The sequence below is a fragment of the Shinella sp. BE166 genome (assembly GCF_051201095.1).
GTDB classification, from domain to species: domain Bacteria; phylum Pseudomonadota; class Alphaproteobacteria; order Rhizobiales; family Rhizobiaceae; genus Shinella; species Shinella lacus.
This window is the reverse complement of record NZ_JBPEHL010000009.1, coordinates 63,884-88,677: the sequence shown is the minus strand read 5'-3', so window position 1 is coordinate 88,677 and position 24,794 is coordinate 63,884. Positions and strand designations below refer to the sequence as shown.

The window sequence follows — 24,794 nt, the reverse complement described above, 5'->3', positions numbered from 1 at the left end:
AGTGCCCCTCTTAGGCTTTGTCGTTCTTCCGGGGCTTAGCCTTTCACCAAAGTCTTAAAGGTTGCTGAAATGCCGATCCGGAAAAGTGCTGATAATTCAGACTTCCCGCAACGGTAGCGCTGGCATTTTGACAAAGAAAAACCCCGCATCCGGGCGGATGCGAGGTTTTCGAGAAAGATCCCGTTGAGGGGGATTATTCTTCCGTAGCGGCCACTTCTTCTTCTTCCTTCACGCCAGCAGCCGGAACGGCAATCGTGGCGATCGTGAAGTCGCGGTCGGTGATGACCGGGCTCGTGCCCTTGGGCAGCTTGATGTTGGAAATGTGGATGCCGTCGCCGACCTTGAGGCCAGCGAGGTCGGCCGTCAGGAATTCCGGAATGTCGCCGGCCGAAGCATGCAGCTCGACAGCGTGGCGTACGATGTTCAGAACGCCGCCGGCCTTGATGCCCGGGGACTTCTCTTCGTTGACGAAGTGAACCGGCACTTCGACGACGACATGGGTGTCGCCCGAAACGCGGAGGAAGTCGACATGCATGGTGAAGTCGCGGACCGGATCAAGCTGGTAGTCCTTCGGGAGCACCTTGATCTTCTCGCCGTTGACGTCGATCGTGGCGACCGTCGTCTTGAAGCCGCCGGCGTGGATACGCTGGGTGACGTCCTTGGTCGAGATGGCGATCGAAAGCGGGGACTGCTTGTCGCCATAGATAACTGCAGGAATAAGACCGTTGCGGCGAAGTTCACGGGAGGACCCCTTACCAACCCGTTCGCGCGTTTCGGCCTTGAGCTCGTAAGTGTCGTGGCTCATGGCTTAACCTTTCGTGTGTTACTGGAGAGCTTTGCGCAGGCGGAGTGAACCGCGGCTGCGTAAAACTTGAGGATTTTTTGAAAGCCTCATCCGCATTGCCTCCAAGGGTGTCTACGCGGACGGGGGCTCGATAAACGAGAATGCCCGGAAATGCAAGGCCCGCGCCCCGATTGACCCCCGCATTGACATGGTGCGGTCACGATTGGATGTTGGGTATAGACCAGATCGGCGAAGGAGACCACGATGCGACGACAGATCCTGATGGCCTCGGCCGCCCTTGCGCTCGTCTGCGCAAGCCCTGCTCTGGCACAGGAGGTCTCGCCATCCGGGGCCGAGAGCATGCAGCAGAAGCTGACGCGCTACCTGCCGCAGGATATGATCGACGCCGGCCTCGTGACGGTGAAGGCCGCAAGCTCCTTCTACGAGCTGCGCTTCAACCCGACGGTGCTCATCGACAAGGCGAAGACCGGCGCGGTGCAGGTCGAGGGCCTGAAGCCGCTGACGGCCTATCTGCGGCCGACGCCGGAGGGCACCTATCGCATCGAGGCGAACGACAGTCTCGACATCAAGGGCACGATCGACGCCGCACCCGGCAAGAACTCCTTCACCTATCTCGTCGAGTCGATGAAGCTCGACGGTGTCTACGATCCCGAAATCCTCTACTTCACCTCCGCCGACTGGACGGCAAAGCGGCTCGCCTTCACCAGCACCTCCTCGCAGGAGAGCGTGACGGCCAGCGTCGGCGAGACGGCGATGCGCGTCGCGGCCGAGAAGAAGGATGCAGGCACGCTCGACATCACCAGCACCGGCGTCATGAAGGCCTTTGCCGAGACGATCACCGGCGGGCCGAGTGGCCGCGTCGATATCGGGGCGGACACGGTCGATATCGATGTCAGCCTGGATGGCGCGCGCTACAAGGTGATGCAGGAGCTCGTCTTCTTCGTGCTCGACAACATGCACAAGGACAAGCTCGAAGCGCCGGATGCGGCGCGGCTGAAGGAGCTGCTGCGCGCCTCCATGCCGATCTTCGACAACCTGACGGAGACGATCAAGGCTTCGAACGTGACGGTCGGAACGGACAAGGGCACTTTCGGCGCGGCGGCCGTCAGCTACAATCTCGACATGAACGGCATCGCGCATTCGACGCGCTTTGGGTTCGGCTTCGACGTCGAAGGGCCGAAGCCGCCGGCCGGCGTGCTGCCCGTCGCCTTCGAGGGGGCGTTGCCGGAACGGGCGACCTTCAAGGCGGCCGTCACCAATCTCGACCTTGCCGGCGCCGTTACATACCTTCTCGACAATGCGGATTTCACCAAGACGCAACCGCTGACCGAGGCGCAGAACAAGGAGATCGGCCGCATCATCCTGCCCGATGGCTCGATGACGGTGGAGTTCGAGGATGTCTCGGCCGTTTCACCGATCTATGACGTGCACCTGTCCGGCACGATGCTCGTCTATCCCGAGCAGAAGGATCGCCATAGCGCCGATGTGAAGATCACCATGCGCGAGTTCGACAAGACGGTCGCCTATCTCCAGAAGAATGCCTCGACCGTGCCGGAGTTCGGCCAGGCGGCCTTCGGGCTGCTGATGATGAAGGGCCTTGCGCGCGATGCCGGCGGCGGCGCGCAGGTCTGGGACCTCAAGGTCGGTGAGGACGGCAAGGTGCTGATCAACGGCCAGCCGCTGCCGTTCCAGCAGTAAGGTTTTAGCTCCGGCCCCTCGCGGTGAGCCGGGCGAGGGCCAGCATCAGGCCACCGGCGACCAGCCCCCAGAACGCGCCGGAAATGCCGGCAAACGAGACGCCCGAGGCGGTGACGAGGAAGGTCACCGCCGCCGCTTCGCGCCCCTCGATTTCCTTGAAGGCATTGAGCGCGGAATTGGCGAAGGCGCTGATCAGCGCGAGGCCGGCGACGGCCTGGATGAGGATCGGCGGGGCGAGGGCGACGAAGGCCGTGACCGCGCCGACGAAGGGTCCGAACACCACATAGCAGACGCCCGCGACGATCGGCGCCCAATAACGTTTCTTCGGGTCCGGATGGGCGTCGCTGCCGGCGCACATGGCGGCGGTGATGGCCGCAAGGTTGACGGCGTGGCTGCCGAAGGGCGCCGACAGCAGGGAAAAGACGCCGGTCGTGGCGAAGAGGGGTGCCGGAGCGGGTTCGTAGCCGTTGACCTTCAAGACGGCGATGCCCGGAATGTTCTGCGAGGCCATGGTGACGATGAACAGCGGCAAGGCGATGCCGACGAAACCCGCCACGGTGAAGATCGGCGTCACGAATTCGGGGTTCGGCGCCAGCGAATCGGCGAGGCCGGCCAGCGCCTCCGGCGGCACCTCGACACCGAAGGCCAGCACGGCGATGAAGGCGGCAAGCGCTGCCGGCACCGCATAGAGCCGGTTGAACGCGCCGACGATTGCCCAGGCGAGCACGATCGGCAGGCCGAGCAAGGGATTGAAGGCGATCGCCTTGGCGGGGGCGAAACAAAGGCCGATCAGCACGCCGGCAAGCATGGCGTTGGCGAGCGACGTGGGAATGGCGGCGACCATGCGCCCGAGCGGCTTCCAGAGACCGGCAATGACGATCAGCACGCCGCAGACGAGAAACCCGCCGACCGCCGTCTGGAAACCGCCCTCGATGGGGCCGGAATTGGCGAGCAAGGCCGCCCCCGGCGTCGACCAGGCGATGGCGATCGGAAGCCTCGTCACGGCGCTGAGCAGGATCATGCTGACGCCAAGCGCCACGCAGACGGCCATCAGGCCGGACGTGGCCTGCGCCTCCGTGGCGCCGACGCCGGTGAGGCCGTGCAGCACGACCGCGAAGGAACTGGCAAAGCCGACGAAGGCGGTGAGGACGCCCATGAAAAGGGCCTGGGCGGAAAAATCACGAAGCATGATGAAAAATCGGTCATGGAAAGGGAGGCGCAGTCGTAACAGGCGGCGTGGTGCTTGGAAACAGCCTTGTCGGGGCAGGGCGCCGTTACCACATGGAGGCTTCGACCTTGGTGCTGCTGGACCAGCCGGCAGAAACGTGGCTATAGTCCTTGAGCGTTGTATTCTAATGCGACGATCGGTCGGAAGCTTTCGGGGAGGAGAGCGGATGCCTGCGCGTTTCGATCACGCGGATCATGTTCAGACCGTTGCGGCCCATGCCTCGGCTGCGGCGAGTTCGCCCGTTGCCGCCTCCTGGCGGCGCTGCCTTACCCTGCACGGCCTTTCCCCGGAAGAGGCGCGCGTGCCCTGGCGGCTCACCGAATCGGAATTCCGCCAGGCCCGTGCCCGTTCCATCGCCCTCATCGAGGAAGCATCCGGCGAAATCGACCGGCTGTTTGCCACGGTCGGCAAGGCCGGTTGCTGCCTGCTCCTGACGGACGAGAACGGCATTGCGCTGGAACGCCGGGGTGCGGCCGGCGACGATCGCGATTTTCGCGGCGTCGGGCTGTGGTCCGGCACGGTCTGGAGCGAGGCGAGCGTCGGCACCAACGGCATCGGCACGGCGCTTGCCGACGAACGGCCGGTGCTCATTCTCCGTGACCAGCATTTCCTCTCGCAGAACACCGGGCTTTCCTGCACGACGGCGCCGATCCGCGACCATACCGGCCGCATCGCCGCCGCGATCGACATTTCCACCTGCCGCGACGATGCCAACGAGATGACCATGTCGATCCTCTCGCAGGCCGTGCGCGACGCGGCCGCGCGCATCGAGGCGGGGCTGTTCCGCCGCGCCTTCGCCGCCGCCCGCATCCTGCTCGTACCCGTCGATGGCCGCGCGGCGCCGGCGCTTCTTGCCGTCGATCGCGACGATCTCGTGCTCGGCGCCACCCGCGCCGCGCGCCAGTTCCTGGGTCTCGACGACCGGCGTATCGCCGCCGGCGTTCCCGCGTCCGATCTCCTGCATGAGAACCGGGCGGAAGAGGGCGGCGACCTTGATGACGCCGAGCGTGCAGCGCTTCGCCGCGTGCTTTCGCGCGCCGGCGGCAATGTCAGCCAGGCGGCCGACCAGCTCGGCATCAGCCGCGCGACGCTCTACCGCAAGATGAAGAAGCTCTCGATCAACTGATGCTGCGCCGCAGCACAGCCTGTCGCATCGCTCTGTCTCAATTCTGAAACAGTCCCCGCCGCCATCCTCGGCACGCCCCTATCATGAACGCGCGAAGCGCAGCACCATCCTCTTCGACGGCCCATCCGGGGCCTTTTCGTGGGAGGAAAGTCCATGCTGCATCAGAAGATCGTCGAAAACCCTTACAAGACGAAGTACGGCAACTTCATCGGTGGCGAGTGGAAGGAGCCGGTCGCCGGCCGCTACTTCGACAACATCACGCCGATCACCGGCGGCAAGCTGTGCGAGATCGCGCGCTCCGACGCCGCCGATATCGAGCTCGCGCTCGACGCCGCGCATGCCGCCAAGGACAAGTGGGGTCGCACCTCGGCCACCGAGCGCTCCAACATCCTCATGAAGATCGCCCAGCGCATGGAGGACAATCTCGACCTTCTCGCCCGGGCGGAAACCTGGGACAACGGCAAGCCGCTGCGCGAAACCATGGCGGCCGACATTCCGCTCGCCATCGACCATTTCCGCTATTTCGCCTCGTGCGTTCGCGCGCAGGAAGGCTCGATCGGCGAGGTCGATCATGAGACCATCGCCTACCACTTCCACGAGCCGCTCGGCGTCGTCGGCCAGATCATCCCCTGGAACTTCCCGATCCTGATGGCGACCTGGAAGCTCGCTCCGGCACTCGCCGCCGGCAACTGCGTCGTGCTGAAGCCCGCCGAACAGACGCCGTCCTCGATCCTGCTCTGGGCCGAACTCGTCGGCGACCTGCTGCCGGCCGGCGTGCTCAACATCGTCAACGGCTTTGGTCTCGAAGCCGGCAAGCCGCTCGCCTCCAACCCGCGCATCGCCAAGATCGCGTTCACCGGCGAGACGACGACCGGCCGCCTGATCATGCAATATGCCAGCCAGAACCTCATTCCCGTCACGCTGGAACTCGGCGGCAAGTCGCCGAACATCTTCTTCGCCGACGTGATGAACGAGGACGACGACTATCTCGACAAGGCGCTCGAAGGTTTTGCGATGTTCGCGCTGAATCAGGGCGAGGTCTGCACATGCCCGAGCCGCGCGCTGGTGCATGAGAAGATCTATGATCGTTTCATGGAAAAGGCCGTCAAGCGCGTCGAGAAGATCGTGCAGGGCAACCCGCTCGACATGGCGACGATGATCGGTGCGCAGGCATCCTCCGAACAGCTCGAAAAGATCCTGTCCTACATGGATATCGGCCGGCAGGAAGGTGCGGAAGTGCTGACCGGCGGCGGGCGCAACGAACTCGAAGGCGACCTTGCCGGCGGCTACTACGTCAAGCCGACCATCTTCCGCGGTCACAACAAGATGCGCGTCTTCCAGGAGGAAATCTTCGGGCCGGTCGTTTCGGTCACGACCTTCAAGGACGACGCGGAAGCGCTCGAAATCGCCAACGACACGCTTTACGGCCTCGGTGCCGGCGTGTGGAGCCGCGATGCCAACCGCTGCTACCATTTCGGCCGCGACATCCAGGCCGGCCGTGTCTGGACCAATTGCTACCATGCCTATCCGGCCCACGCCGCCTTCGGCGGTTACAAGCAGTCGGGCATCGGCCGCGAAACGCACAAGATGATGCTGGACCACTACCAGCAGACCAAGAACATGCTGGTCAGCTATTCTCCCAAGGCGCTCGGCTTCTTCTGAGCGACCGCCTTCCTTCTCCCCGCCTGCGGGGTGAAGGCAACAGACGGGCGGACCGGGGCGTGACCCCCACCTTGCCCAACCGCCCGACCCTCTCCCCCAGCGGGGAGAGGGTACGCTTTTGGAGGAGAGCCGCATGACCGAGACGACTGGCGAGCCGCGCGTGGTGGCGACCGATGCAGCGCTTGCGCTGATCCGGGAGATCCAGGCGGATTATCCGAAAATCCTGTTCCACCAGTCCGGCGGCTGCTGCGACGGGTCCTCGCCGATGTGTTACCCGACGGACGACTACATCGTCGGCGACCGGGACGTGAAGCTTGGCGAGATCGGCGGGGTGCCGGTCTATATCAGCGAGAGCCAGTTCGGCGTGTGGCAGCACACGCAGCTGATCATCGATGTCGTGCCCGGCCGTGGCGGCATGTTCTCGCTCGACAATGGCCGGGAGAAACGCTTCCTCACCCGCTCGCGCCTGTTCGGCGGCGGCGAGGCCTGCCCGCTGCCGGGACGCTAAAGCCAAAGAAAAACCCGCCATTCCGGCGGGTTTTTCGTGTCATGCGATGGTGGGCTCAGCGCACCGGGCATTGACCGGGCTTGAAGACGCGGAAGCCGGCGGCTTCGGCCGAGCAGGCATTGCCGAATTCCTTCAGGTCGTCGCCGCGGCGGCCGCAGACCGGATTGAAGTCCATCGTGCAGGCGCGCTGGTCGCGCGGCCGCTCGCGGTCGCCCCGATTGTCGCGGTCACGCTCGCGCTCCCGGCGATCCCTGTCGTTGCGATCGCGGTCGCGGTTCTGGTCCCTGTCGCGGTCGGGACGGCTCCAGCCGTCGCGATCCTGATCCTGGTCCTGCCAGCCGACATTGTCGCGATCCGGACGGCGGAACTGGCATTCGCCGCGGCCGACGATGCCGTAGCCGCTGGCGCGCGCTTCGCAGGCATTGGCGAAGGTCTGGCGATCGCGGCCGCGTTCGCCGCAGACCGGCGCATATTCGCGCGTACACATTTGCGGCGGACGCGGATTGTAGCCGCTGCCGCCCTGGTCGACCTCGACCGAGCAGGCCGCAAGCGTGCCGGCGGCGAGAAGGATGGCAAGGCGACCCGCCAGCCGGCGGAAGAAAGGCGACATCGAAATCATGAATTTCCCCTAACGAATCTATGGGGAACTTAGCGCATAAAGCGAGGAGCCGGTATCGGCCGCGGGCAGAAATCGAAACGTCGGAAAATCAGTCGAACAGGCTCGATACCGACTCTTCCGCGCTGGTGCGGTTGATCGCTTCGCCGAGCAGGTTCGCCGTCGAGATGACGCGGATGTTGTGCGCCGACTGGACGGAGGTGGTCGGCTGGATCGAGTCGGTGATCACAAGCTCCTTGAGCTTGGAGGAGGTCACGCGGGCCACAGCACCACCGGAGAGCACGCCGTGCGTGATATAGGCGGTGACGCTGGTCGCGCCGTTCTTCAGCAGCGCTTCGGCCGCATTGCAGAGCGTGCCGCCCGAATCGACGATGTCGTCGATCAGCAGACAGTCCTTGCCGGTCACATCGCCGATGACGTTCATCACTTCGGATTCGCCTGCGCGTTCGCGGCGCTTGTCGACGATCGCCAGTTGGCAATCGAGGCGCTTGGCGAGCGCACGGGCGCGCACCACGCCGCCGACGTCCGGCGAGACGACCATGACGTTTTCGAGATTGTAGTTTTCCTTCACGTCACGCGCCAGGATCGGCACGGCGTAGAGGTTGTCGGTCGGGATGTCGAAGAAGCCCTGGATCTGGCCGGCATGCAGGTCGAGCGTCAGCACGCGGTCGGCACCGGCCTCGGTGATGAGGTTGGCGACGAGCTTTGCCGAGATCGGGGTGCGCGGACCCGGCTTGCGGTCCTGGCGGGCGTAACCGAAATAGGGGATCACAGCCGTGATGCGGCGCGCCGAGGAGCGGCGCATGGCATCGATCATGATCAGCAGTTCCATCAGGTGGTCGTTGGTCGGGAACGAGGTCGACTGCACGACGAACACGTCTTCGCCGCGCACGTTTTCCTGGATTTCGACGAAGATCTCCTGGTCTGCGAAGCGTCTGACCGTGGCACGGCCGAGCGGGACATTCAGATAATTGCAGATCGCTTCGGCCAGAAGCCGGTTCGAATTGCCCGCGAAAACCTTCATCTATGGTCCGCCTGTGCTTATGCTGATGGGGGGCCTTTTACCGGCAATGCCTGCGAATGCAAGGGCTTTGCCGTATGGGAAAAGCGTTTCTTCGCATTTGCCTGTGATTAAACCCCGGACGTGCTTAACCGCGCGTGGCGCCGCGCCAGTCGAGATACTGACGGATCGTCTTCTGGGCGATGCCCTCCATCGTGCGCGCCGGCACGGCCGCCCAAGGATCGGATGCCGTGCCCGCCACGCTTTCCTGCCCCTGGATGCGGTGAAGCCGCGCGCCGCTGCCGTCGAGCACGTCCCAGACATAGACGACGGTCGTCTTGCCGTTGTCGTTCATCGCGGAAAAGTAGCCCTTCAGGATGTATTTGCTGGAATTGTCGGAAGCGCTGCGGATCGTCAGGCCGTTGGTGCGTGCTTCCGCGCCCAGCCGCTTGGAGAGCGGCGTGACCGCCTCGACCGGCGCGCCGATGATCGGCAGGAAGCGGATCGTCTCGCCGGCCTCGGCAGCGGTCGGAACGGCCGCGATCTCTTCGGCGCCGACCGAGGTTTCCGCAGCAAGCGAGCGCTGCGCGGTGGTGCGGGCAAGGGCGGCGTCGGATTGCGTCGTATCGCGCCGCGTGCCGCTGTTGCGGGCGAGCGCATCGGCCTGGGCTTCGAGCGTGCCCGCGGTGTCCGCGCCGGTCGAGGTCCCGTTGCCGTTGGCGGGCGTGAAGGCGGTTTCCTGCGTGGTCGTGGTGACCGGCGTCGACTGCGCGCTCATCTGGTCGAGGTCGTTCTGGGTGACGGGCGGCGAGTTGAAGCTGCCGCCGCCGACATCGACCTGCGGCGTCAGCGCATCCGTGCTGTTGCAGCCGGCAAGGGTGGCAATGAGGCCGATCAGTGCCAGCCGCTTCATCAGCTCCTGCATCGTTTTCGTCCGTGTCCTGTGGGAGGCCTTTTTGCCTCCTCCGTCGCCGCAACGATTTATGGGTGGCGCCCGATGGCCTGTCAATTGCGGGATCTTGTGGGCCGTCGCCGGCCCGTCAGACTTCGATGAAATCCAGCCCATAGCGCGACAGCGGTTTCGGGGTGTCCGTCGTCGTGAGATACGTCTGGCCGAGCGTCATCGCGGTGCCGGTGTCGGAATCGAGAATGATCGTGTGGACGAAGAGCGACATGTTCGGCTCGATCTCCTGCGGGTTGCCGAGCAGGAACATCTGCTGGTCCATCCAGGAGGGCGCAAAGCGCGCGCCGACGGAATAGCCGCAGGTGTTCAGCCGGTGGCGCGCAAGGCCGCGCTCGTCGATGAGGCGGGCGAAGGTCTCGAAGACGGTGCCGAAGGTATTGCCGGGGCGCAGCACCATTTCCATGGCCTGGATTGCCTCGCGGCAGGCGCTGTAGAGCTCGCGGTGGCGGTTGGACGGCGTGCCGATGAGGGCGGTGCGCATCATCGGCGCATGGTAGCGGGCGCTGACGCCGGCCCATTCGAGGGTCAGCTGGTCCTCGGCATCGAGCTTGCGTCGGCCAGACTTGGAGCGGCAGAGCAGCGCGTCGGCGCCCGAGCCGATGACGAATTCGTTGGCGGGATAATCGCCGCCGCCGGCCAGCACCGCGCCCTGCAGCGCCGCCAGGATCGCCGCCTCGTCGCCGCCGGGAACGATCAGCGGCAGGGCCGCCGCCAGCGCGTCGTCGGAAAGGGCTGCGGCGCGCTCGACATAGGCGATCTCGGCCGGGCTTTTGATGAGGCGCAGGCGGCTGACGATCGCCGAGGCGTCGACGATCTGGCCAAAACTCTGGAGCTGGTTGTCGAGCAGGCGCGCATTGCGGCCGGTGAGGCCATGCGTGTCATATTCGATGCCGATGCGGCAGCCGAGAAGGTCGAGGTCGGAAAGCAGGTTCTTCAGGTCCATCGTCGGGTCCGCATTGACGCGGTCGACCCAGATCTCGATTTTCTCGATGTTGGAGGTGTGGCGGGCCTGGCGCAGGTCAGCCGAGCGCGTCAGCAGCACCATCTGGCCGTTCGCCTTGACGATGAGCGTCTGGAAGAAGCAGTAGCCGAACGTGTCGTAGCCGGTCAGCCAGTACATGCTCTCCTGCGAAAACAGCAGCATGGCCTCGATCTTCTCCTCGCGCATGCGCGACGTCAGGCGCTGGAGCCGGTTGGCGTATTCCTCGGTGTCGAAGTGAAGGGCCATGGCGGTGTTCTCCCCCGTCCTCATCTAATCTGTGGGCTTACGCCCTTATCATGATCGCCGAAATCTGGCGTCCGTAATCGGGTTCCTGCCGGTGCGTCGTGCGCCGGTAAGAGAAGAAACGATCCTCGTCGGGATAGGTGCAGATATCGAGGTTTTCTGCCGTCACCCCGGCATCGCTCAGCCGCTGCGTGGTCAGTCCCGGCAGGTCGAACATGGAATGTCCCGCCTTTTGCGAGGGCGTGAAATAGCGCTCGTAGGCTTTATCGACGGCGAGGAAACGCTCGACGAATTCCGGGCCGACCTCGTAGTTTTCCCGCCCGATCGAAGGGCCGAGGCTGGCGAGGATGTTTTCGCGTTTCGCGCCAAGCGCTTCCATGGCGGCGATGGTGTTTTCCAGCACGCCATAGAGCGCGCCCTTCCAGCCCGCATGGGCGGCGCCGACGACGCGCGCCTGCGGGTCGCAGAACAGGATCGGGCCGCAATCGGCGGCCAGCACCCCGAGCACGATGCCGGGCGTGGCGCTGACCAGCGCGTCGGCCTGCGGTCGCGCGCCGTCATAGCCGTCGTCGACCACGACCACATCGGGCGAATGGACCTGGTGCACGGTGGCAAGCCGCTCCGGTGCGGCTGCGAACCAGCGCGCGACGCGGGCGCGATTCTCCTCCACATTGCCGCGCTCGTCCTTCGAGCCGAGACCGACATTGAGGCCGCGATAGATGCCCTCCGATACGCCGCCGGCCCGCGTGAAGAAGCCGTGGCGCGCGACGTCGCCGGCGCCTTTTGCCAGCAGCGGGCTTTCGATCGGGGAGGGAAGCGCTTGGTCCTGCATGGTCTCTCGGCTGGGCTTGGGGACGGGCTGCCGGGCAAGGATTCCGCCGGGGCATTCGGGGTGCAAATCGGGCCGGATGTTGTCCGGCCCGAGGCCCGGTGTCAATCCGGCTGGCGGAAGGGAGACAGCGCGAGCTGCGTGCTGCCGACCGCTAAAACCTTGAAAAGATCGCCCATTTTACCCGCACCTGAGCCTGCCAGCCGGTCGACATCGGCAAGAATCGATTGCTGCGTCGCCTCGTCGCGGTGGCGGCCGAGCGCGGAGGCGCGTTCGCCGATGCCGAGGCCGACGAGGAAATCGCCCTGGTGCAGCATGCCGTGCACATGCAGGCCTGCGCTGAGGGCAGCGCCGGCCAGGCGTTCGAAGTCGACATGGCTCGTCAGGTCCGCCTCGCCGGGATGGGCGAGCGGCGGGTCGAAATCGTGTTTCAGCACCGCCTGGAGCGTATCGCCGAAGCCGGTGACGAAATGGCCGTAGTCGATCACCAGCGCCGTGCCGCCGAAGCGGGCGATGCGCTCGCCGATCGTCGCCATCACGGCTTCGCGGGCCGGCGCGATCTCGAAGATCGTGCCATTCGGCACGGACTTGTGGTGTTCCGGCATGAGCGCCGGGTCGAGGCTGGCGACACCGGCGGCAAAAGTCAGTTCGTCCTCGGCATCGAGGCCAACCAGGCGTTCGCGAAACCCGGCCGTGGTCTTGATGAACTGGCGGATCGGGATCGCGTCGAAAAGCTCGTTGGCGGCGAGCAGGACGAAGCCGTCGGGCAGCTCCTCGAAGCTGTCGTGCCAGGTGACGCGCGAAGCATGCGTGCCGAGCGTCTCGTGCTGGATGGTGCGCAGCTTTGGGCTCGTCTCGATCAGGTGGATCGTCGCGCTGTCATAGAGCTGCGGCGCGAGCTTGGCGATAACGCGCAGCATGTCGGCCATCATCGTGCCGCGGCCGGGGCCGATTTCGGCGATGCGCACCTCGGAAGGTCCGCCGTGTTTTTGCCAGGCATGCACGAGAAAGATGCCGAGCATCTCGCCGAACAGCTGGCTCACCTCCGGTGCCGTGACGAAATCGCCGGCGCGGCCGAAGGGGTCTCGGGTGCGGTAATAGCCGTGTTCGGGATCGGCGAGGCAGAGCGCGAAATAGTCGGTGACACTGATCGGGCCGTTGGTGCGGATCAGCGCCTTGATCTTGCGGGCGAGGGGTGTCGGCATGGCGTGCTCAGGCGCTTGCCGGCCGGGCCGCGCGGGCACGAACGATCGCCCAGAGGCCGAGGGCGAGCATGGGCAGCGAGAGCAGCATGCCCATGGTGAGCCAGCCGCCGACGAGATAGCCGAGCTGCGGGTCCGGCTCGCGGAAGAACTCCACCGTGATGCGCGACAGCGCATAGCCTGCGACGAAGATGCCGGTGACGATGCCGGGGCGCTTCAGGGCGCCGAACCGATAGATGGCGATGGCGAGCACGGCGAGCAGGACGATGCCTTCGAGGCCTGCCTCATATAGCTGGCTCGGATGGCGCGCGAAGGGGCCGGCTTCCGGGAAGATGACGGCCCAGGGCGCATCGGACAGGCGTCCCCACAGTTCGCCGTTGACGAAATTGGCGATGCGGCCGAAGAACAGGCCGATCGGCACGACGGCGGCGACGATGTCGAACAGGCTCCACATCGCGATACCGTTGCGGCGTGCGAAGAGGATCATGGCGAGCGTTGTGCCGGCAAGCCCGCCGTGGAAGGACATGCCGCCGTTCCAGACCTGGAGGGCGCGCAGCGGATCGGCCGCGACGTTCGGGAAATCGTAGAACAGGATATAGCCGATGCGGCCACCCAGAATGATGCCGACGGCGGCCCAGACGAGGAAATCGTCGAGCTGGGTGCGGTTCATCGGCGCGTCGGCCGCCCACAGCCGCGGCGTCTCGATCAGCCGGCGCGCATAGAGCCAGCCGAGCATGATGCCCACGACATAGGCGATGCCGTACCAGTGCACGGCCACGGGGCCGATGGAGAAGGCGATCGGATCGATCTCCGGGTAGGGCATGATGGCGAAGAGTTGGGCTATGTTCGTCAAGGCTAATGTCTTCCGGTTTTCGCGCGGAAGATGGAGGCGCCTTACGGCAGGGTCAAGGCGATAAATCGTGATAGGGCGCCGCCGAGTGGCCCGAACGGCCGGCGATCCACCGGAATCCGCTTGCAAGGAACGGTTCCAGACCCTACCTCAGTGCCAAGGCGCGGGCGAGGACTGCCCGCAGGACCACCATCGACACCCGAGGAGGGCAGACCATGACCACCGGTGCCAACCGCATTCTCGACGACTTCGCCAAGCTGATGACCGATGCCGCCGGCGCCGCCCAGGGCGTGCGCAAGGAGGCCGAGACGGTGTTCCGCGCCCAGGCCGAGCGCTTCATCAACGGCATGGACCTCGTCAAGCGCGAGGAGTTCGAAGCGGTGCGCGAAATGGCGATCAAGGCGCGGGACGAAAACGACGCGCTCCTGAAGCGCATCGAGGCCCTCGAAGCCCGCCTCAACACGGGCAACTGAGCCGTTTCAGGACAGGTTTTGCTACATGAGAACCGGTTGGCGTGATTCACATCGCGCCAACCGTTTTTTTTAATAAAATTTTTACCCCTGTGGACACATCCGAAAAGCCCTTTTCGCAGAGTCTCTTAAGCGTCCGACCTGAATCTTTTTCACAACCTCTGTCCACAACCGGGCGGAGAAAATGGCGGGGCGGGGGCTGGCGTCGTGACTCCGCCGTTATACACTGATTTTAAATGATGATTCGAGACGGGCAGCGCAAGGTTCGGACAGGGTAAGTCGTCCAGATTGCGTTTAGTGCCGAGCAATCATTCAGTGTTGTATCTCCGAGTATGGTTTGCAGCGTCGCGGTGTGAGCGCGATTTTGCACGCCTGCCGGTCGAGAAGGTGATGCATGAGCCTTATGGAATTGGATATCGGGCGTCAGTCCAACCCGGTCGACATGATCGAGTTCGTCGCGGCCAACAATGATTGGACCTTCGAACGCTCCGGCGAAGACGAGATCGCGATGACCGTCGAGGGCAAGTGGACGGACTACCACGTCTCCTTCTCGTGGATGGAAGAGTTCGAGGCGCTGCACCTTGCGTGTGCCTTCGACATCAAGGTTCCCGAAAGCCGCGTCGCCGAGGTGCACTGCCTGCTCTCGCATGTGAACGGCCAGGTGCTGATGGGGCATTTCGACCTGTGGCGCCGCGAGGACGTGGTGATCTTCCGCCAGTCGCTGCTGCTTGCCGGCGGTGCCGAGCCCACCAACAAGCAGGTCGAGGTGCTGCTTTCCAGCGCGCTCGAAGCCTGCGAAGCCTATTTCCAGGCCTTCCAGTTCGTCGTCTGGTCCGGCATGGCGGCCGAGGCCGCCGTCGATGCGGTGCTCTTCGAGACCGTCGGAGAAGCGTAAAAATGGCAGTTGCAGGTTCAGGGCCTATCGTTCTCATCGGTGCCGGCAATATGGGCGGCGCGATGCTGGCCGGCTGGCTGAAGAGCGGCATTGCCGGCTCCTCGGTGATCGTGATCGATCCCGGCCCGCAGCCGGCCATGGCCAAGCTGATCGCCGACAACGGTGCGCGCCATGAAACCACAGCCCCCGAGGGCGTGAAGGCCGGCATTCTCTTCGTCGCGCTCAAGCCGCAGCTCATCGATCAGGTCCTGCCGGGCCTGAAGGGGCTGGTCGGGCCGGAGACCGTCGTGGTTTCGGTTGCCGCCGGCAAGACGATCGCCAATCTCGAAGGTCATCTCGGCGAGGCCGCCACCGTGCGCGCCATGCCGAACACGCCGGCGATGATCGGCCGCGGCGTCACCGGCGCCTTTGCCAATGCCCGGGTTTCCCAAACGCAGCGCGATTTCGTGCATTCGCTGCTGAAGGTCAGCGGACCCGTCGAATGGGTCGCGACCGAGGGTGATATCGACGCCGTGACGGCAGTCTCGGGCAGCGGCCCGGCCTATGTTTTCTATCTCGTCGAGTGCATGGCGGAGGCAGGGCGCAAATTGGGCCTGCCGGCGGACCTCGCCATGCGGCTTGCACGGGAAACCGTCGCGGGGGCTGGTGAATTGCTTCACCAGTCCCCCGACGACGCCGGACGCCTGCGCCAGAACGTCACCTCGCCCGGCGGCACCACGGCCGCGGCCCTCTCGGTCCTGATGGCGGAGGACGGCATGCAGCCGCTCTTCGACAAGGCCATCGCCGCCGCCCGCACGCGCGCCGAGGAACTGGCGGGCTGAGTGGCCCAAGGAATACCATGAGCGACACCATCACCTATGCCGATTTCGAACGCGTCGACATTCGTGTCGGGACGATCATCGAGGCGCTGCCCTTTCCGGAAGCCCGCAAGCCGGCCTACAAGCTGACGATCGATTTCGGCCCCGAGATCGGCACGAAGAAATCCTCGGCGCAGATCACCGTGCACTACACGCTGGAAGAATTGGTCGGCCGCCAGGTGCTGGCCGTCGTCAACTTCCCGCCGCGCCAGATCGGCCCGGTGCGTTCGGAAGTGCTGACGCTCGGCTTCGAGGACGAGGCGGGCGCGATCGTTCTCGCCGGCGTCGGCCAGCCGGTGCCGAATGGCAAGAAGATGTGCTGACTAGTGGATATCCCGCGACACCGGCGGTCCTAGCCGGAAGTCGGTGAACTCGGCTTCAAAACCTTCGCGCTGCGGCGAGCAGGCCGTGACGCCGACCGAAAGGTCCGGAACCTCCGGCGGGAAATAGGCGAGGCGGGCCACCCGCCATTCCGTCAGGGCATCCGTCCGGTACTGGATGAAAAGCGCGTCGCCGTTGCGTGTCACCCGCACCGAGATCAGATCGAAGTCGTGATCGATGCGGAAGGCGGACCAGTCGGAATGGCCGCGCGTCACCACCACGCTGAAATGTTTCGCGCCGTCGGTGAATTCGATGCCGCATTTCACCCACAGGGTTTCGTCGTGGCGGATCATCAGTCCGGCTTGGTCGTAGAGCGTGTCGTAATGCCCGCGAAACGTCGTCTCCAGCGTGAAGTCGCCGGTCCATGATCGGTGCAGGAAATGGCCGCTGTCCGGCTGGAAGCCGTAATAGGTGCGCTGCCAGAAATCGGTATTCAGGCCGGTCTTGATGTGGAGATGGCCGTCGCGGACGGCACCTGCCGGCGGCAGATTAAACCAGGTCATGCCGTCGAAGGGAAAATCGCTCATCGGTTCCTCCTGTCGATCATGCAGGAATGCGGATCGTCGCGCGCAGGCCGCCCATCGGGCTGTCCGACAGCGTGACATTGCCGCCGTGGCTGCGCGCGATGTCGCGGGCGATGGCAAGGCCGAGGCCGGTGCCCGACGCATCGAGATTGCGCGCCTCGTCGAGGCGGAAGAAGGGCTTGAAGACGTCGTCGCGCGAGCGTTCCGGAATGCCCGGGCCATCGTCGTCAACGGTGATCGTCAGCCATTTGGCGCGATGGCGGGCCTCGACATGTACGGTCTTGGCGTAGCGCATCGAATTCGAGACGAGGTTGCCGACGAGCCGGCTGAAGGCGTTCGGGCGCACCATGACGTCCTCTTCGCCGTCGATCTCGCTGGAGAAGGCGCGCTCGTGCAGCTCGGCTTCCATGGCGAACTTGTCGAAGAGGTCGGAGAGCCGCAATTGCCCGACGTCTTCCTCGACATCGCCGCGCGCGAAGGAAAGATACCCTTCGAGCATGGTCTGCATGTCCGCAACATCCTTGTGTAGGCCCTGCAGGTCCGGATTGTCGCCAGCGAGCGCGAGTTGCAGCTTGAAGCGGGTGAGGATGGTGCGCAGGTCGTGGCTGACGCCGGTCAGCATGGCGGTGCGCTGTTCCATCTGCCGCTCGATACGCTCGCGCATGAGGATGAAGGCGAGGCCGGCGCGGCGCACTTCGTCGGCGCCGCGCGGCGCGAAATCCTCCGGCATCTTCTGGCCCTTGCCAAAGCTTTCCGCCGCCTGCGCCAGCGCCAGGATCGGCCGGATCTGGCCGCGCAGGAAGAGGATGGAGATGGTGATCAGCACCAGCGAGGTGCCGACCATCCAGAGCAGGAAGATATGGGTGTTGGAGGCATAGGCCTGGTTGCGCCGGGCGTAGACGCGCAGGATCTTGTTGTCGAGCAGGATGCGGATCTCGACGAGATTGCTTTCGCCGACGGTGTCGATCCAGAAAGGGCGGCGGATCTGGCGCACGATCTCTTCGCTGAGGATTTCATCCAGGATGTTGAAGAAGGGCTTGGTGCGCGGCGCCGGCAGCTCGGTGCCGGGCTCGATAGCGACATTCAGCTCCAGCCGCTCGCGCGCGATGCGGATGATTTCGGTGTAGTTCGCATCCTGCGGATAGGTGTCGATGAGGTCGATGATGGCGGCGATGTCGCGCGTGACGGCGGTCGACAGGCGCTGCGTCACCAGCTGCCAGTGGCGCTCCATGAAGACGAAGGCAACGACCGATTGCAGCAGCACCATCGGGATGATGATGATGAGCAGCGAGCGCGCATAAAGACCCGTCGGCAACTGGCGGCGCAGCCAGCGGCCGAGACGCTTCCAGCCGGCGGCCGGCGCGCGCTCGATATCCCGCTTGAAGGTCTCGAACGTGGTCATCGGACCGGTATTTCCCTATGGGTGCGGTGGCGTTTCTCCGAGTCGCGCCAAGAGCTTGCCTTCGGGTTTTCATGCAGAGGCGCACGGAAAACCGCGTTAAAGCTTTTGTTGAAGTGACCTCGGCAGCGCACGGTCAGCCTTGCTCCACGCTCAATCGATAGCCGATGCCGCGCACGGTTTGCAGCCAAACCGGGTTGGACGGATCGTCCTCGATCTTACGCCTCAAGCGATTGATCTGCACGTCGATTGTGCGTTCTCCCACTTCTGTTTCTTCGCCGATCAGCTCGTGGCGCGGAATGGTTTCGCCGGCGCGCAGCGAGAAGAGCAGCATGATCTCCTGCTCGCGGTCGGTCAGCCGGATGGCGTCGCTGCCGCGCTTCAGTTCCTTGCGCACGATGGAGAAGGTGTAGGGGCCGAACATGACCTGCTCGATCTTCGGCGTCGTCGGCGGGGCGTTGCGCTTGAGGATGTTGTTGATGCGCAGCACCAGTTCGCGCGGCTCGAAGGGTTTGGAGAGGTAGTCGTCGGCGCCGGCCTCCAGGCCCTCGATGCGGGCCTTGGATTCGGCGAGCGCCGTCAGCATCAGGATCGGCACGGGGCGGATGTCGCGCAGGCTTTTCGTCAGCGACAGGCCGCTTTCGCCGGGCATCATCACGTCCATGATGATGAGGTCGAAATCGAGGCCGCGCAGCTTCCGCCGTGCCTCGTCCGCATCGCCCGCGACGGTCACGCGAAAACCCTGCTCCATCAGGTAGCGGTTGAGCAGCTCGCGGATGCGGGTGTCGTCGTCGACGACGAGAAGATGGGATGCGTCGTCGGAGGGTGCGCCGGCAGCGGTCATCGTCTTCCTCCTTTTCAGTCTTTCATTCGGTCTTGGCGTTCTGCATGCCGGTGAGGAACTGGATCACCACCCGGCGGTCGTCCGCGTTCATCGCCTCAAATGCACGGGCGATGCGGCGGGATTGCGGCTCGGCAAGCGCCAGCGCCAGGTCCCGTCCGGCCCGTGTCGGGTAGAGTTTTCGCTGGCGGCGATCCTCCGGGCCTGCCACCTGCTGGATATAGCCGGAATCGATCAATTGCTTCAAGACACGCGCCAGGCTCTGCTTGGTGATCTTCAGCGTGTCGAGGAGGTCGGCGACCGTCATGCCGGGCTCGCGGTTGACGAAGTGCACGACGCGGTGGTGCGCGCGGCCGAAGCCGCTCTTTTCCAGGATCGCGTCGGGATCGGAAATGAAGTCGCGATAGGCGAAGAAGAAGCCCTCGATGATCTCGAAATCAATGCGTCCGCCGCCTGTCATGGCATCCTCGTGCAGCTCGTCTTCGCCGCTCTTGTCCGCCACCTGCCGGGCCACGTTGTCATTTCCTTTCATGCCTTGCCGTCCCCGCGTAATTTATAGCAAAATACGTCAGTTTTATTGACATATTTTTCCGCCCTTGATAGGGTCCGCGCGCATTGCGGTCCCCGGGCGCCGAAGAATTCCGGTGTTTTGCCGATCCCCAATCCGGATTACGCTCTCAATCAGGTAATCCTGCCCGTTTCTGGTTAGACCGTAACGGGCGAAACAATCAACTTGAAAGAATGGCGCGGCAGCGCCGGAGGATGACACGATGGCAGTTCCCTTTGACCAACTGGACGGACAAATCTGGTTCAACGGCGAATTCGTCGACTGGAAGGACGCGAAGATTCACGTGCTGACGCACGGCCTGCATTATGCAAGCGCGGTGTTCGAAGGCGAGCGCGCCTATGGCGGGCGCATCTTCAAGCTCACCGAGCATAACCAGCGCCTGCATGCCTCGGCCGAAATCCTCGGCTTCAAGATTCCCTATTCGGTGGAAGAGCTGGATGCGGCCACCACCGAACTCCTGAAGCGCCAGGGCTTTTCGGAAGCCTATGCGCGGCCGATCGCTTGGCGCGGTTCGGAGATGATGGGCGTTTCGGCGCAGAACAACCGTATCAACGTGGCGATCGCCATCTGGCAGTGGGGCAGCTACTTCAACCCGGCCGAAAAGCTGAAGGGCATCCGCCTCGATATCGCCGAATACCGCCGCCCCGACCCGAAGACCGCGCCGTCGAAGTCGAAGGCCGCCGGCCTCTACATGATCTGCACGATCTCCAAGCACGCCGCCGAAGCCAAGGGCTATGCGGATGCGCTGATGCTCGATTATCGCGGCCAGGTGGCGGAAGCCACCGGCGCCAACGTCTTCTTCGTCAAGGACGGCGTCATCCACACGCCGGTGCCGGACTGCTTCCTCGACGGTATTACGCGCCGCACGGTTATCGGTCTCGCCAAGCGCCGCGGCTATGAGGTCGTCGAGCGGGTGATCATGCCGGAAGAGCTTTCGGACTTCTCCGAATGCTTCCTGACCGGTTCGGCCGCCGAAGTGACGCCGGTCTCGGAAATCGGCCCCTACCGCTTCACGCCGGGCACGATCTCTGAAACGCTGATGAACGACTACATGAAGGAAGTTTATCCGGTCGCGGCCGCTGCGGAATAAGCGGCTGCGGGTGTGGAAACACCCCCCTCTGCCCTGCCGGGCATCTCCCCCTCAAGGGGGGAGATCGGATGGGGCAATGTTTCGCCCATCATAGACGTTGCATCTGAAGCTGTGGTCTCTCGTCTTGCCGATCTCCCCCCTTGAGGGGGAGATGCCCGGCAGAGCAGAGGGGGGTAAACCCCACCACAACAAAGGCGGCCGCAAGGGCCGCCTTCTCTTTTTCAAATAGGCCCGCAGCTTACCGCTTGCCGAGCACGGCGCCGACGATTGCCGTCATCACGCCGCCGCCGACGAGGCCGCCGATGCCGTCGGCGACCAGGCCGCTGAGGCCGGCTTCACCGCCCAGCATCTGCAAGAGAAAGCCGCCCCCGACCCCGCCGATGGCGCCGACCACGGTGCGCACGATCGCGCTCACGGCTGCCTGTTTCAATGCGGCACCGGCCACATTGCCGCCGATGGCGCCGGCGATGAGCTGCGTGATGATGGGTACCAATGCTTCCATGACTTCCCCTCCGAAAGGTCCGCCCGGAATGAGAGTGCCCGAGCCGGACGCTTGCCTCGCTGCCGGGCGCGGTCTGGAGCCCGCGCGCCGTTGCCGAAAAATTCGGCAGCTGCAACGTGCGAACAATTTTGGGATAAGTCAATTTACCCGTGTGCGTCCTGCACCGGAGATTTGCCCCGGAATTTCCCCTGGAGATTTGCAAATGAAAAGAGGCGGCCGCTTGCGCGACCGCCTCCTCCTTCCCCGCATGGCTTGGTGCCGCGGTTGTTATTCTGCTGCCGCGATGACGCCGCGGCGGATCTGGTCTTCCTCGATCGATTCGAAGAGGGCGCGGAAATTGCCCTCGCCGAAACCTTCGTCGCCCTTCCTCTGGATGAACTCGAAGAAGATCGGGCCGATCACGGTTTTCGAGAAGATCTGGAGGAGGATCTTCGTCATGCCGCCATCGACGACGCCTTCGCCGTCGATCAGGATGCCGTGTTTCTTCATGCGTTCCACCGGCTCTTCATGGCCGACGACGCGCACATAGGAGCGGTCGTAATAGGTCTCCGGCGGGCCGGGCATGAATTTGACGCCGTTTGCCGCGAGCTTGTCGGTGGCGTCGTAGATACCATCCGTGCCGACCGCGATGTGCTGGATGCCTTCGCCCTTGTACTTCTTCAGGTATTCGACGATTTGGCTCGTCTCGTCCTTCGATTCGTTCAGCGGAATGCGGATCTTGCCGCAGGCGGACGTGATGGCGCGCGAGACGAGGCCGGTGATGCGGCCGTCAATGTCGAAGAAGTGGATCTGCTTGAAGTTGAACAGCTCGCGGTAGAAATCCCACCACTTGTCCATGTTGCCGCGATAGACATTATGGGTCAGGTGGTCGAGGAAATAGAAGCCGACGCCTTCCGGCTTCGGGTCGCGCGCGCCCGTCCAGTCGAATTCCGCGTCATAGGCGGAACCCTTGGCGCCGTATTTCTCGACGAAGTAGAGCAGAGAGCCGCCGATGCCGACGATGGCCGGCACGTCGAGCGCCTTGTCGTCGCCGTCATAGGGCGTGGCGCCCTTGGAGACGGCATGCTTGAAGGCGTGTTTGGCATCGACCACACGCCAGGCCATCGAGGCGGCGCAGGGGCCGTGCACGTCGGCGAACTTCATGGCATGCGAGTCGGGCTCGGCATTGATGACATAGTTGATGTCGCCCTGGCGCCAGACGGAGATCGCCTTCTCGCGGTGTGTCGCGACCTTGCTGTAGCCCATGCGGGCAAAAAGCTCTTCCAGCTTTTCCGGCTCGGGATGGGCGAACTCGACGAACTCGAACCCGTCGGTGCCGGCCGGGTTGTCGGCGGTGATCACGGCCGGCGGTGCGTCATGCGGGAAAGGTCCCATGGTTCGTCCTCCTCGATTGGATGTGGGAGGAGTATGGCGCGTCTTCCATGCAATGTGCGTGCATAGTGCTTGCCTTTTGGCAAATCGATGCGATGTTCGTGCATGAATATGGATAAGGGAGGGCAATCCATGCAGCTCGACGACTTCGACCGAAAGCTGCTGATGCATTTGCAGCAGGATGCGCGCCTGACGAACAACGAGCTGTCGGAGCGCATCAACCTGTCGCCCTCGCAATGTTCGCGCCGGCGCATCCGGCTGGAGGAGGAGGGCGTCATCCGCGCCTACCGGGCGGAGCTCGACCGGGAAAAGCTCGGCCTCGGCATCGTCATCGTCGTCACGGTGACGCTCTCCACGCACAACCGCGACAATGCGGTGCGCTTTGCGCGGCTGATCTCCAACCTGCCGGAAGTGCTGGAGGCGTTTTCGCTGACGGGGGAGATGGACTACATCATCAAGGTGGTCGTGCCGAATCTCAAGGCGCTCTCCGCCTTCGTCAACGACGTGCTGCTGCCGCACGAATCCGTCTCGCATGTGAAGACGGCGATCGTGCTCGACACCTTGAAGGAAACGACCGCGTTGCCGCTCTGAGAATTGTTGCCCTTCGGCAACAGCCGTCCGCATTGCCCTGTTCCCGGCGGAACACGTTGGAGTCCGGTGCCGTTGTAGAAACCAGACACACACGGACAAGATGTCAGGGAACAGGACAATGCAGTCGAACTCCACCAGCCAGCAGAACCCGGTCGCGACGCGCCTGCGTCCCGTTGTCTACCTCTATGCCGCGGTCAATATCGCCGTCGTCGCGCTGCTCTTCTCCACCGTCTCGCCGACGCTTGCGACCGGCCCCGCCCAGGAACTGGCAAGCCTGCGCTGAGTTGGCGCTTGGTCTTCGCTCTGCCTTGCGGCTATATCAGGCGCAAGCGGCAACCGAGCGAGGACCCCATGGGCATGCTTCAGGCGGGCATCATTCCCGTCACCCCCTTCCAGCAGAACTGCACCATTCTCTTCGACAACGAGACGAAGGAAGGCGTGGTCGTCGATCCCGGCGGTGATGTCGAGGTGATCCTGCAGACGGTGAAGGACAATGGCATCACGGTGAAGGAAATCTGGCTGACCCACGGCCATATCGACCATGCCGGCGGCGCCAAGGAACTGAAGGAAGCGCTCGGCATCGACATCGTCGGCCCGCACAAAGACGATCTCTCCCTGTTGCAGCGGCTGGAGGCGCAGGCCTCGATGTTCGGCGTGCCAATGAAGGTCAGCAATGTCGTGCCCGACCGCTGGCTGGAAGATGGCGACAAGGTTTCCTTCGGTGACCATGAGTTCGAGGTCTATCACACGCCGGGCCATGCGCCTGGCCATGTCATCTACTTCAACCGCGGCCAGGGTTTCGCCCATCTCGGCGACGTGCTGTTCCAGGGCTCGATCGGCCGCACGGACCTGCCGGGCGGCAACCATCAGCAGCTCCTGGACTCGATCCGCGACAAGGTGTTCCCGCTCGGCGACGAAGTCGGTTTCCTCTGCGGCCACGGCCCGGGCGGCAAGATTGGCGAGGAGCGCCGCACCAACCCGTTCCTGCGCGGGCTTTAGAAACAAAAAAGGCGGGCGCCATGTGGCGCCCGCCTTTTGATGTGAGACCGCTTTCGCCTCAGCCGGCGGTGCAGAAGTGCTCCAGGCCGTCGTAGCCGACGAAGGTGCCGGTGTTCGGGTTGAACGACCGGTAGCGCTGCGAGCAGTAGTTATACCATGACTGGGTCCACGGCTCGTAGGTCGGCACGACGACCGGCTGGCGATAGATCACGCGCGGCTCTGGCTCCGGGTAATAATCCGGCTCCACATAGACGCGGCGTTCTTCATAACGCGGCTGGTTGGCGATCGCGTTGCCGATGATGACGCCGGTGGCCAGGCCCAGGGCGCCACCGATGACGGCATCGCGGCCATGGTTGCGACCGTGATTGCGGCCATAGTCGCGGTCGCGGTTATGGCGGCGCGGCTTGCGATATTCGTAGGGGTCGCCTTCGCGCCAGTAGCCGTCACGATTGCGGTCGCGTGCTTCAACGACGCCCGCGGTTGCGGTGAGCGTCGTCGCGGCGACGGCAGCGGACAACACGAGTGTCTTGATGAATTTGTTCATAGTGCCGTTCCTTTGGACGCCGGCCTTTGCCGGTGATGACGGGAACAAA

At 64.1% G+C, this 24,794-nt stretch carries 28 protein-coding genes; 12 read left to right on the top strand and 16 right to left on the bottom strand.

Annotation, left to right across the window (positions count from 1 at the left end):
• Positions 1-193: 193 nt before the first annotated feature.
• A complete protein-coding gene (locus J2Y63_RS21515; RefSeq protein ID WP_256117508.1) occupies positions 194-805 on the bottom strand; it encodes a 50S ribosomal protein L25/general stress protein Ctc in 612 nt (203 codons plus the stop codon).
• Positions 806-1,048: 243 nt separating this feature from the next.
• Here J2Y63_RS21515 and J2Y63_RS21510 point away from each other — a divergent pair, with 243 nt between their 5' ends.
• Positions 1,049-2,503 carry a hypothetical protein gene (locus J2Y63_RS21510; protein ID WP_435267744.1) on the top strand — a complete coding sequence of 485 codons (1,455 nt, stop codon included), beginning with the start codon at positions 1,049-1,051 and terminating at the stop codon, positions 2,501-2,503.
• 4 nt (positions 2,504-2,507) lie between these two features.
• Here the strand turns inward: J2Y63_RS21510 and J2Y63_RS21505 are convergent, their stop codons facing one another.
• On the bottom strand, positions 2,508-3,692 hold the full coding sequence (locus J2Y63_RS21505) for a benzoate/H(+) symporter BenE family transporter (protein ID WP_435267743.1): 1,185 nt from the start codon (positions 3,690-3,692) through the stop codon (positions 2,508-2,510).
• A gap of 205 nt (positions 3,693-3,897) precedes the next feature.
• Here J2Y63_RS21505 and J2Y63_RS21500 point away from each other — a divergent pair, with 205 nt between their 5' ends.
• From J2Y63_RS21500 to J2Y63_RS21490, 3 genes are all read left to right on the top strand, one after another.
• The gene (locus J2Y63_RS21500) at positions 3,898-4,857 is read left to right on the top strand and encodes a helix-turn-helix domain-containing protein (RefSeq protein ID WP_435267742.1); all 960 of its coding nucleotides are present in this window, start codon (positions 3,898-3,900) and stop codon (positions 4,855-4,857) included.
• Positions 4,858-5,010: 153 nt separating this feature from the next.
• The gene (gene adh / locus J2Y63_RS21495; RefSeq protein WP_435267741.1) at positions 5,011-6,519 is read left to right on the top strand and encodes an aldehyde dehydrogenase; all 1,509 of its coding nucleotides are present in this window, start codon (positions 5,011-5,013) and stop codon (positions 6,517-6,519) included.
• Positions 6,520-6,652: 133 nt separating this feature from the next.
• Positions 6,653-7,027: a DUF779 domain-containing protein gene (locus J2Y63_RS21490; RefSeq protein WP_256117501.1), complete on the top strand. Its 375-nt coding sequence runs from the start codon at positions 6,653-6,655 to the stop codon at positions 7,025-7,027.
• Positions 7,028-7,082: 55 nt separating this feature from the next.
• On the opposite strand, the gene J2Y63_RS21485 is transcribed toward J2Y63_RS21490, so the two are convergent.
• From J2Y63_RS21485 to lgt, 7 genes are all read right to left on the bottom strand, one after another.
• The gene (locus J2Y63_RS21485) at positions 7,083-7,646 is read right to left on the bottom strand and encodes a Kazal-type serine protease inhibitor family protein (RefSeq protein WP_435267740.1); all 564 of its coding nucleotides are present in this window, start codon (positions 7,644-7,646) and stop codon (positions 7,083-7,085) included.
• 88 nt (positions 7,647-7,734) lie between these two features.
• Positions 7,735-8,667 carry a ribose-phosphate pyrophosphokinase gene (locus tag J2Y63_RS21480; RefSeq protein WP_256117499.1) on the bottom strand — a complete coding sequence of 311 codons (933 nt, stop codon included), beginning with the start codon at positions 8,665-8,667 and terminating at the stop codon, positions 7,735-7,737.
• A gap of 124 nt (positions 8,668-8,791) precedes the next feature.
• A complete protein-coding gene (locus J2Y63_RS21475; protein ID WP_435267739.1) occupies positions 8,792-9,568 on the bottom strand; it encodes a hypothetical protein in 777 nt (258 codons plus the stop codon).
• A gap of 115 nt (positions 9,569-9,683) precedes the next feature.
• On the bottom strand, positions 9,684-10,835 hold the full coding sequence (locus J2Y63_RS21470) for a M24 family metallopeptidase (RefSeq protein ID WP_435267738.1): 1,152 nt from the start codon (positions 10,833-10,835) through the stop codon (positions 9,684-9,686).
• Between the two features lie 37 nt (positions 10,836-10,872).
• Positions 10,873-11,664 carry a peptidoglycan editing factor PgeF gene (gene pgeF, locus J2Y63_RS21465; protein WP_435267737.1) on the bottom strand — a complete coding sequence of 264 codons (792 nt, stop codon included), beginning with the start codon at positions 11,662-11,664 and terminating at the stop codon, positions 10,873-10,875.
• A gap of 101 nt (positions 11,665-11,765) precedes the next feature.
• Positions 11,766-12,866 carry a class I SAM-dependent methyltransferase gene (locus tag J2Y63_RS21460; RefSeq protein ID WP_256117495.1) on the bottom strand — a complete coding sequence of 367 codons (1,101 nt, stop codon included), beginning with the start codon at positions 12,864-12,866 and terminating at the stop codon, positions 11,766-11,768.
• A gap of 7 nt (positions 12,867-12,873) precedes the next feature.
• Positions 12,874-13,686, bottom strand: a complete 813-nt coding sequence (gene lgt, locus J2Y63_RS21455) for a prolipoprotein diacylglyceryl transferase (protein ID WP_435267854.1) — start codon at positions 13,684-13,686, stop codon at positions 12,874-12,876.
• 242 nt (positions 13,687-13,928) lie between these two features.
• Between lgt and J2Y63_RS21450 the strand changes: the two genes are divergently transcribed.
• The 4 genes from J2Y63_RS21450 (at position 13,929) to J2Y63_RS21435 (ending at position 16,258) form a co-directional block, all read left to right on the top strand.
• On the top strand, positions 13,929-14,186 hold the full coding sequence (locus tag J2Y63_RS21450) for an accessory factor UbiK family protein (RefSeq protein ID WP_117366739.1): 258 nt from the start codon (positions 13,929-13,931) through the stop codon (positions 14,184-14,186).
• A 391-nt stretch (positions 14,187-14,577) separates the two neighbouring features.
• Positions 14,578-15,078 carry a YbjN domain-containing protein gene (locus J2Y63_RS21445; protein ID WP_256117491.1) on the top strand — a complete coding sequence of 167 codons (501 nt, stop codon included), beginning with the start codon at positions 14,578-14,580 and terminating at the stop codon, positions 15,076-15,078.
• Between the two features lie 2 nt (positions 15,079-15,080).
• Positions 15,081-15,899: a pyrroline-5-carboxylate reductase gene (proC, locus tag J2Y63_RS21440; protein ID WP_435267736.1), complete on the top strand. Its 819-nt coding sequence runs from the start codon at positions 15,081-15,083 to the stop codon at positions 15,897-15,899.
• Positions 15,900-15,916: 17 nt separating this feature from the next.
• Entirely contained in the window at positions 15,917-16,258 is a 342-nt protein-coding gene (locus J2Y63_RS21435) for a tRNA-binding protein (RefSeq protein WP_435267735.1), read from the top strand.
• Here J2Y63_RS21435 and J2Y63_RS21430 read toward each other — a convergent pair whose 3' ends face one another.
• The 4 genes from J2Y63_RS21430 to J2Y63_RS21415 form a co-directional block, all read right to left on the bottom strand.
• Positions 16,259-16,843 carry a DUF1349 domain-containing protein gene (locus tag J2Y63_RS21430; RefSeq protein WP_435267734.1) on the bottom strand — a complete coding sequence of 195 codons (585 nt, stop codon included), beginning with the start codon at positions 16,841-16,843 and terminating at the stop codon, positions 16,259-16,261.
• Positions 16,844-16,859: 16 nt separating this feature from the next.
• The gene (locus tag J2Y63_RS21425; RefSeq protein WP_435267733.1) at positions 16,860-18,242 is read right to left on the bottom strand and encodes an ATP-binding protein; all 1,383 of its coding nucleotides are present in this window, start codon (positions 18,240-18,242) and stop codon (positions 16,860-16,862) included.
• A 133-nt stretch (positions 18,243-18,375) separates the two neighbouring features.
• Entirely contained in the window at positions 18,376-19,083 is a 708-nt protein-coding gene (locus tag J2Y63_RS21420; RefSeq protein WP_256117484.1) for a response regulator, read from the bottom strand.
• A 22-nt stretch (positions 19,084-19,105) separates the two neighbouring features.
• Positions 19,106-19,540 carry a MarR family winged helix-turn-helix transcriptional regulator gene (locus J2Y63_RS21415; protein WP_256117783.1) on the bottom strand — a complete coding sequence of 145 codons (435 nt, stop codon included), beginning with the start codon at positions 19,538-19,540 and terminating at the stop codon, positions 19,106-19,108.
• Positions 19,541-19,850: 310 nt separating this feature from the next.
• Here J2Y63_RS21415 and J2Y63_RS21410 point away from each other — a divergent pair, with 310 nt between their 5' ends.
• On the top strand, positions 19,851-20,738 hold the full coding sequence (locus tag J2Y63_RS21410; RefSeq protein ID WP_435267732.1) for a branched-chain amino acid aminotransferase: 888 nt from the start codon (positions 19,851-19,853) through the stop codon (positions 20,736-20,738).
• A 238-nt stretch (positions 20,739-20,976) separates the two neighbouring features.
• Here the strand turns inward: J2Y63_RS21410 and J2Y63_RS21405 are convergent, their stop codons facing one another.
• A complete protein-coding gene (locus J2Y63_RS21405; RefSeq protein ID WP_435267731.1) occupies positions 20,977-21,240 on the bottom strand; it encodes a hypothetical protein in 264 nt (87 codons plus the stop codon).
• Positions 21,241-21,507: 267 nt separating this feature from the next.
• A complete protein-coding gene (gene hppD / locus J2Y63_RS21400; RefSeq protein ID WP_435267730.1) occupies positions 21,508-22,614 on the bottom strand; it encodes a 4-hydroxyphenylpyruvate dioxygenase in 1,107 nt (368 codons plus the stop codon).
• A gap of 129 nt (positions 22,615-22,743) precedes the next feature.
• Here hppD and J2Y63_RS21395 point away from each other — a divergent pair, with 129 nt between their 5' ends.
• The 3 genes from J2Y63_RS21395 to J2Y63_RS21385 all read left to right on the top strand — a co-directional run bounded on the left by J2Y63_RS21395 (position 22,744) and on the right by J2Y63_RS21385 (position 24,201).
• Positions 22,744-23,202: an Lrp/AsnC family transcriptional regulator gene (locus J2Y63_RS21395; protein ID WP_256117478.1), complete on the top strand. Its 459-nt coding sequence runs from the start codon at positions 22,744-22,746 to the stop codon at positions 23,200-23,202.
• A gap of 118 nt (positions 23,203-23,320) precedes the next feature.
• Positions 23,321-23,485 carry a hypothetical protein gene (locus tag J2Y63_RS21390; RefSeq protein WP_256117477.1) on the top strand — a complete coding sequence of 55 codons (165 nt, stop codon included), beginning with the start codon at positions 23,321-23,323 and terminating at the stop codon, positions 23,483-23,485.
• Positions 23,486-23,559: 74 nt separating this feature from the next.
• Complete coding sequence (locus J2Y63_RS21385; RefSeq protein ID WP_256117782.1) at positions 23,560-24,201, top strand: MBL fold metallo-hydrolase; 642 nt, start codon at positions 23,560-23,562, stop codon at positions 24,199-24,201.
• Between the two features lie 58 nt (positions 24,202-24,259).
• Here J2Y63_RS21385 and J2Y63_RS21380 read toward each other — a convergent pair whose 3' ends face one another.
• Complete coding sequence (locus J2Y63_RS21380; protein ID WP_256117476.1) at positions 24,260-24,745, bottom strand: BA14K family protein; 486 nt, start codon at positions 24,743-24,745, stop codon at positions 24,260-24,262.
• Between the last annotated feature and the right edge of the window lie 49 nt (positions 24,746-24,794).

Excerpts from the sequence above, each read along its gene's own strand:
- J2Y63_RS21430 (WP_435267734.1), bottom strand. The coding sequence starts at position 16,843 with ATGAGCGATTTTCCCTTCGACGGCATGACCTGGTTTAATCTGCCGCCG.
- J2Y63_RS21500 (WP_435267742.1), top strand. The coding sequence starts at position 3,898 with ATGCCTGCGCGTTTCGATCACGCGGATCATGTTCAGACCGTTGCGGCC.
- J2Y63_RS21395 (WP_256117478.1), top strand. The coding sequence starts at position 22,744 with ATGCAGCTCGACGACTTCGACCGAAAGCTGCTGATGCATTTGCAGCAG.
- J2Y63_RS21390 (WP_256117477.1), top strand. The coding sequence starts at position 23,321 with ATGCAGTCGAACTCCACCAGCCAGCAGAACCCGGTCGCGACGCGCCTG.
- J2Y63_RS21450 (WP_117366739.1), top strand. The coding sequence starts at position 13,929 with ATGACCACCGGTGCCAACCGCATTCTCGACGACTTCGCCAAGCTGATG.
- J2Y63_RS21385 (WP_256117782.1), top strand. The coding sequence starts at position 23,560 with ATGCTTCAGGCGGGCATCATTCCCGTCACCCCCTTCCAGCAGAACTGC.
- J2Y63_RS21485 (WP_435267740.1), bottom strand. The coding sequence starts at position 7,646 with ATGATTTCGATGTCGCCTTTCTTCCGCCGGCTGGCGGGTCGCCTTGCC.
- pgeF (WP_435267737.1), bottom strand. The coding sequence starts at position 11,664 with ATGCAGGACCAAGCGCTTCCCTCCCCGATCGAAAGCCCGCTGCTGGCA.
- proC (WP_435267736.1), top strand. The coding sequence starts at position 15,081 with ATGGCAGTTGCAGGTTCAGGGCCTATCGTTCTCATCGGTGCCGGCAAT.
- hppD (WP_435267730.1), bottom strand. The coding sequence starts at position 22,614 with ATGGGACCTTTCCCGCATGACGCACCGCCGGCCGTGATCACCGCCGAC.
- J2Y63_RS21460 (WP_256117495.1), bottom strand. The coding sequence starts at position 12,866 with ATGCCGACACCCCTCGCCCGCAAGATCAAGGCGCTGATCCGCACCAAC.
- J2Y63_RS21490 (WP_256117501.1), top strand. The coding sequence starts at position 6,653 with ATGACCGAGACGACTGGCGAGCCGCGCGTGGTGGCGACCGATGCAGCG.
- J2Y63_RS21425 (WP_435267733.1), bottom strand. The coding sequence starts at position 18,242 with ATGACCACGTTCGAGACCTTCAAGCGGGATATCGAGCGCGCGCCGGCC.
- J2Y63_RS21420 (WP_256117484.1), bottom strand. The coding sequence starts at position 19,083 with ATGACCGCTGCCGGCGCACCCTCCGACGACGCATCCCATCTTCTCGTC.
- J2Y63_RS21505 (WP_435267743.1), bottom strand. The coding sequence starts at position 3,692 with ATGCTTCGTGATTTTTCCGCCCAGGCCCTTTTCATGGGCGTCCTCACC.
- adh (WP_435267741.1), top strand. The coding sequence starts at position 5,011 with ATGCTGCATCAGAAGATCGTCGAAAACCCTTACAAGACGAAGTACGGC.
- J2Y63_RS21480 (WP_256117499.1), bottom strand. The coding sequence starts at position 8,667 with ATGAAGGTTTTCGCGGGCAATTCGAACCGGCTTCTGGCCGAAGCGATC.
- J2Y63_RS21415 (WP_256117783.1), bottom strand. The coding sequence starts at position 19,540 with ATGACAGGCGGCGGACGCATTGATTTCGAGATCATCGAGGGCTTCTTC.
- J2Y63_RS21515 (WP_256117508.1), bottom strand. The coding sequence starts at position 805 with ATGAGCCACGACACTTACGAGCTCAAGGCCGAAACGCGCGAACGGGTT.
- J2Y63_RS21445 (WP_256117491.1), top strand. The coding sequence starts at position 14,578 with ATGAGCCTTATGGAATTGGATATCGGGCGTCAGTCCAACCCGGTCGAC.
- J2Y63_RS21380 (WP_256117476.1), bottom strand. The coding sequence starts at position 24,745 with ATGAACAAATTCATCAAGACACTCGTGTTGTCCGCTGCCGTCGCCGCG.
- lgt (WP_435267854.1), bottom strand. The coding sequence starts at position 13,686 with ATGCCCTACCCGGAGATCGATCCGATCGCCTTCTCCATCGGCCCCGTG.
- J2Y63_RS21435 (WP_435267735.1), top strand. The coding sequence starts at position 15,917 with ATGAGCGACACCATCACCTATGCCGATTTCGAACGCGTCGACATTCGT.
- J2Y63_RS21405 (WP_435267731.1), bottom strand. The coding sequence starts at position 21,240 with ATGGAAGCATTGGTACCCATCATCACGCAGCTCATCGCCGGCGCCATC.
- J2Y63_RS21475 (WP_435267739.1), bottom strand. The coding sequence starts at position 9,568 with ATGCAGGAGCTGATGAAGCGGCTGGCACTGATCGGCCTCATTGCCACC.
- J2Y63_RS21510 (WP_435267744.1), top strand. The coding sequence starts at position 1,049 with ATGCGACGACAGATCCTGATGGCCTCGGCCGCCCTTGCGCTCGTCTGC.
- J2Y63_RS21470 (WP_435267738.1), bottom strand. The coding sequence starts at position 10,835 with ATGGCCCTTCACTTCGACACCGAGGAATACGCCAACCGGCTCCAGCGC.
- J2Y63_RS21410 (WP_435267732.1), top strand. The coding sequence starts at position 19,851 with ATGGCAGTTCCCTTTGACCAACTGGACGGACAAATCTGGTTCAACGGC.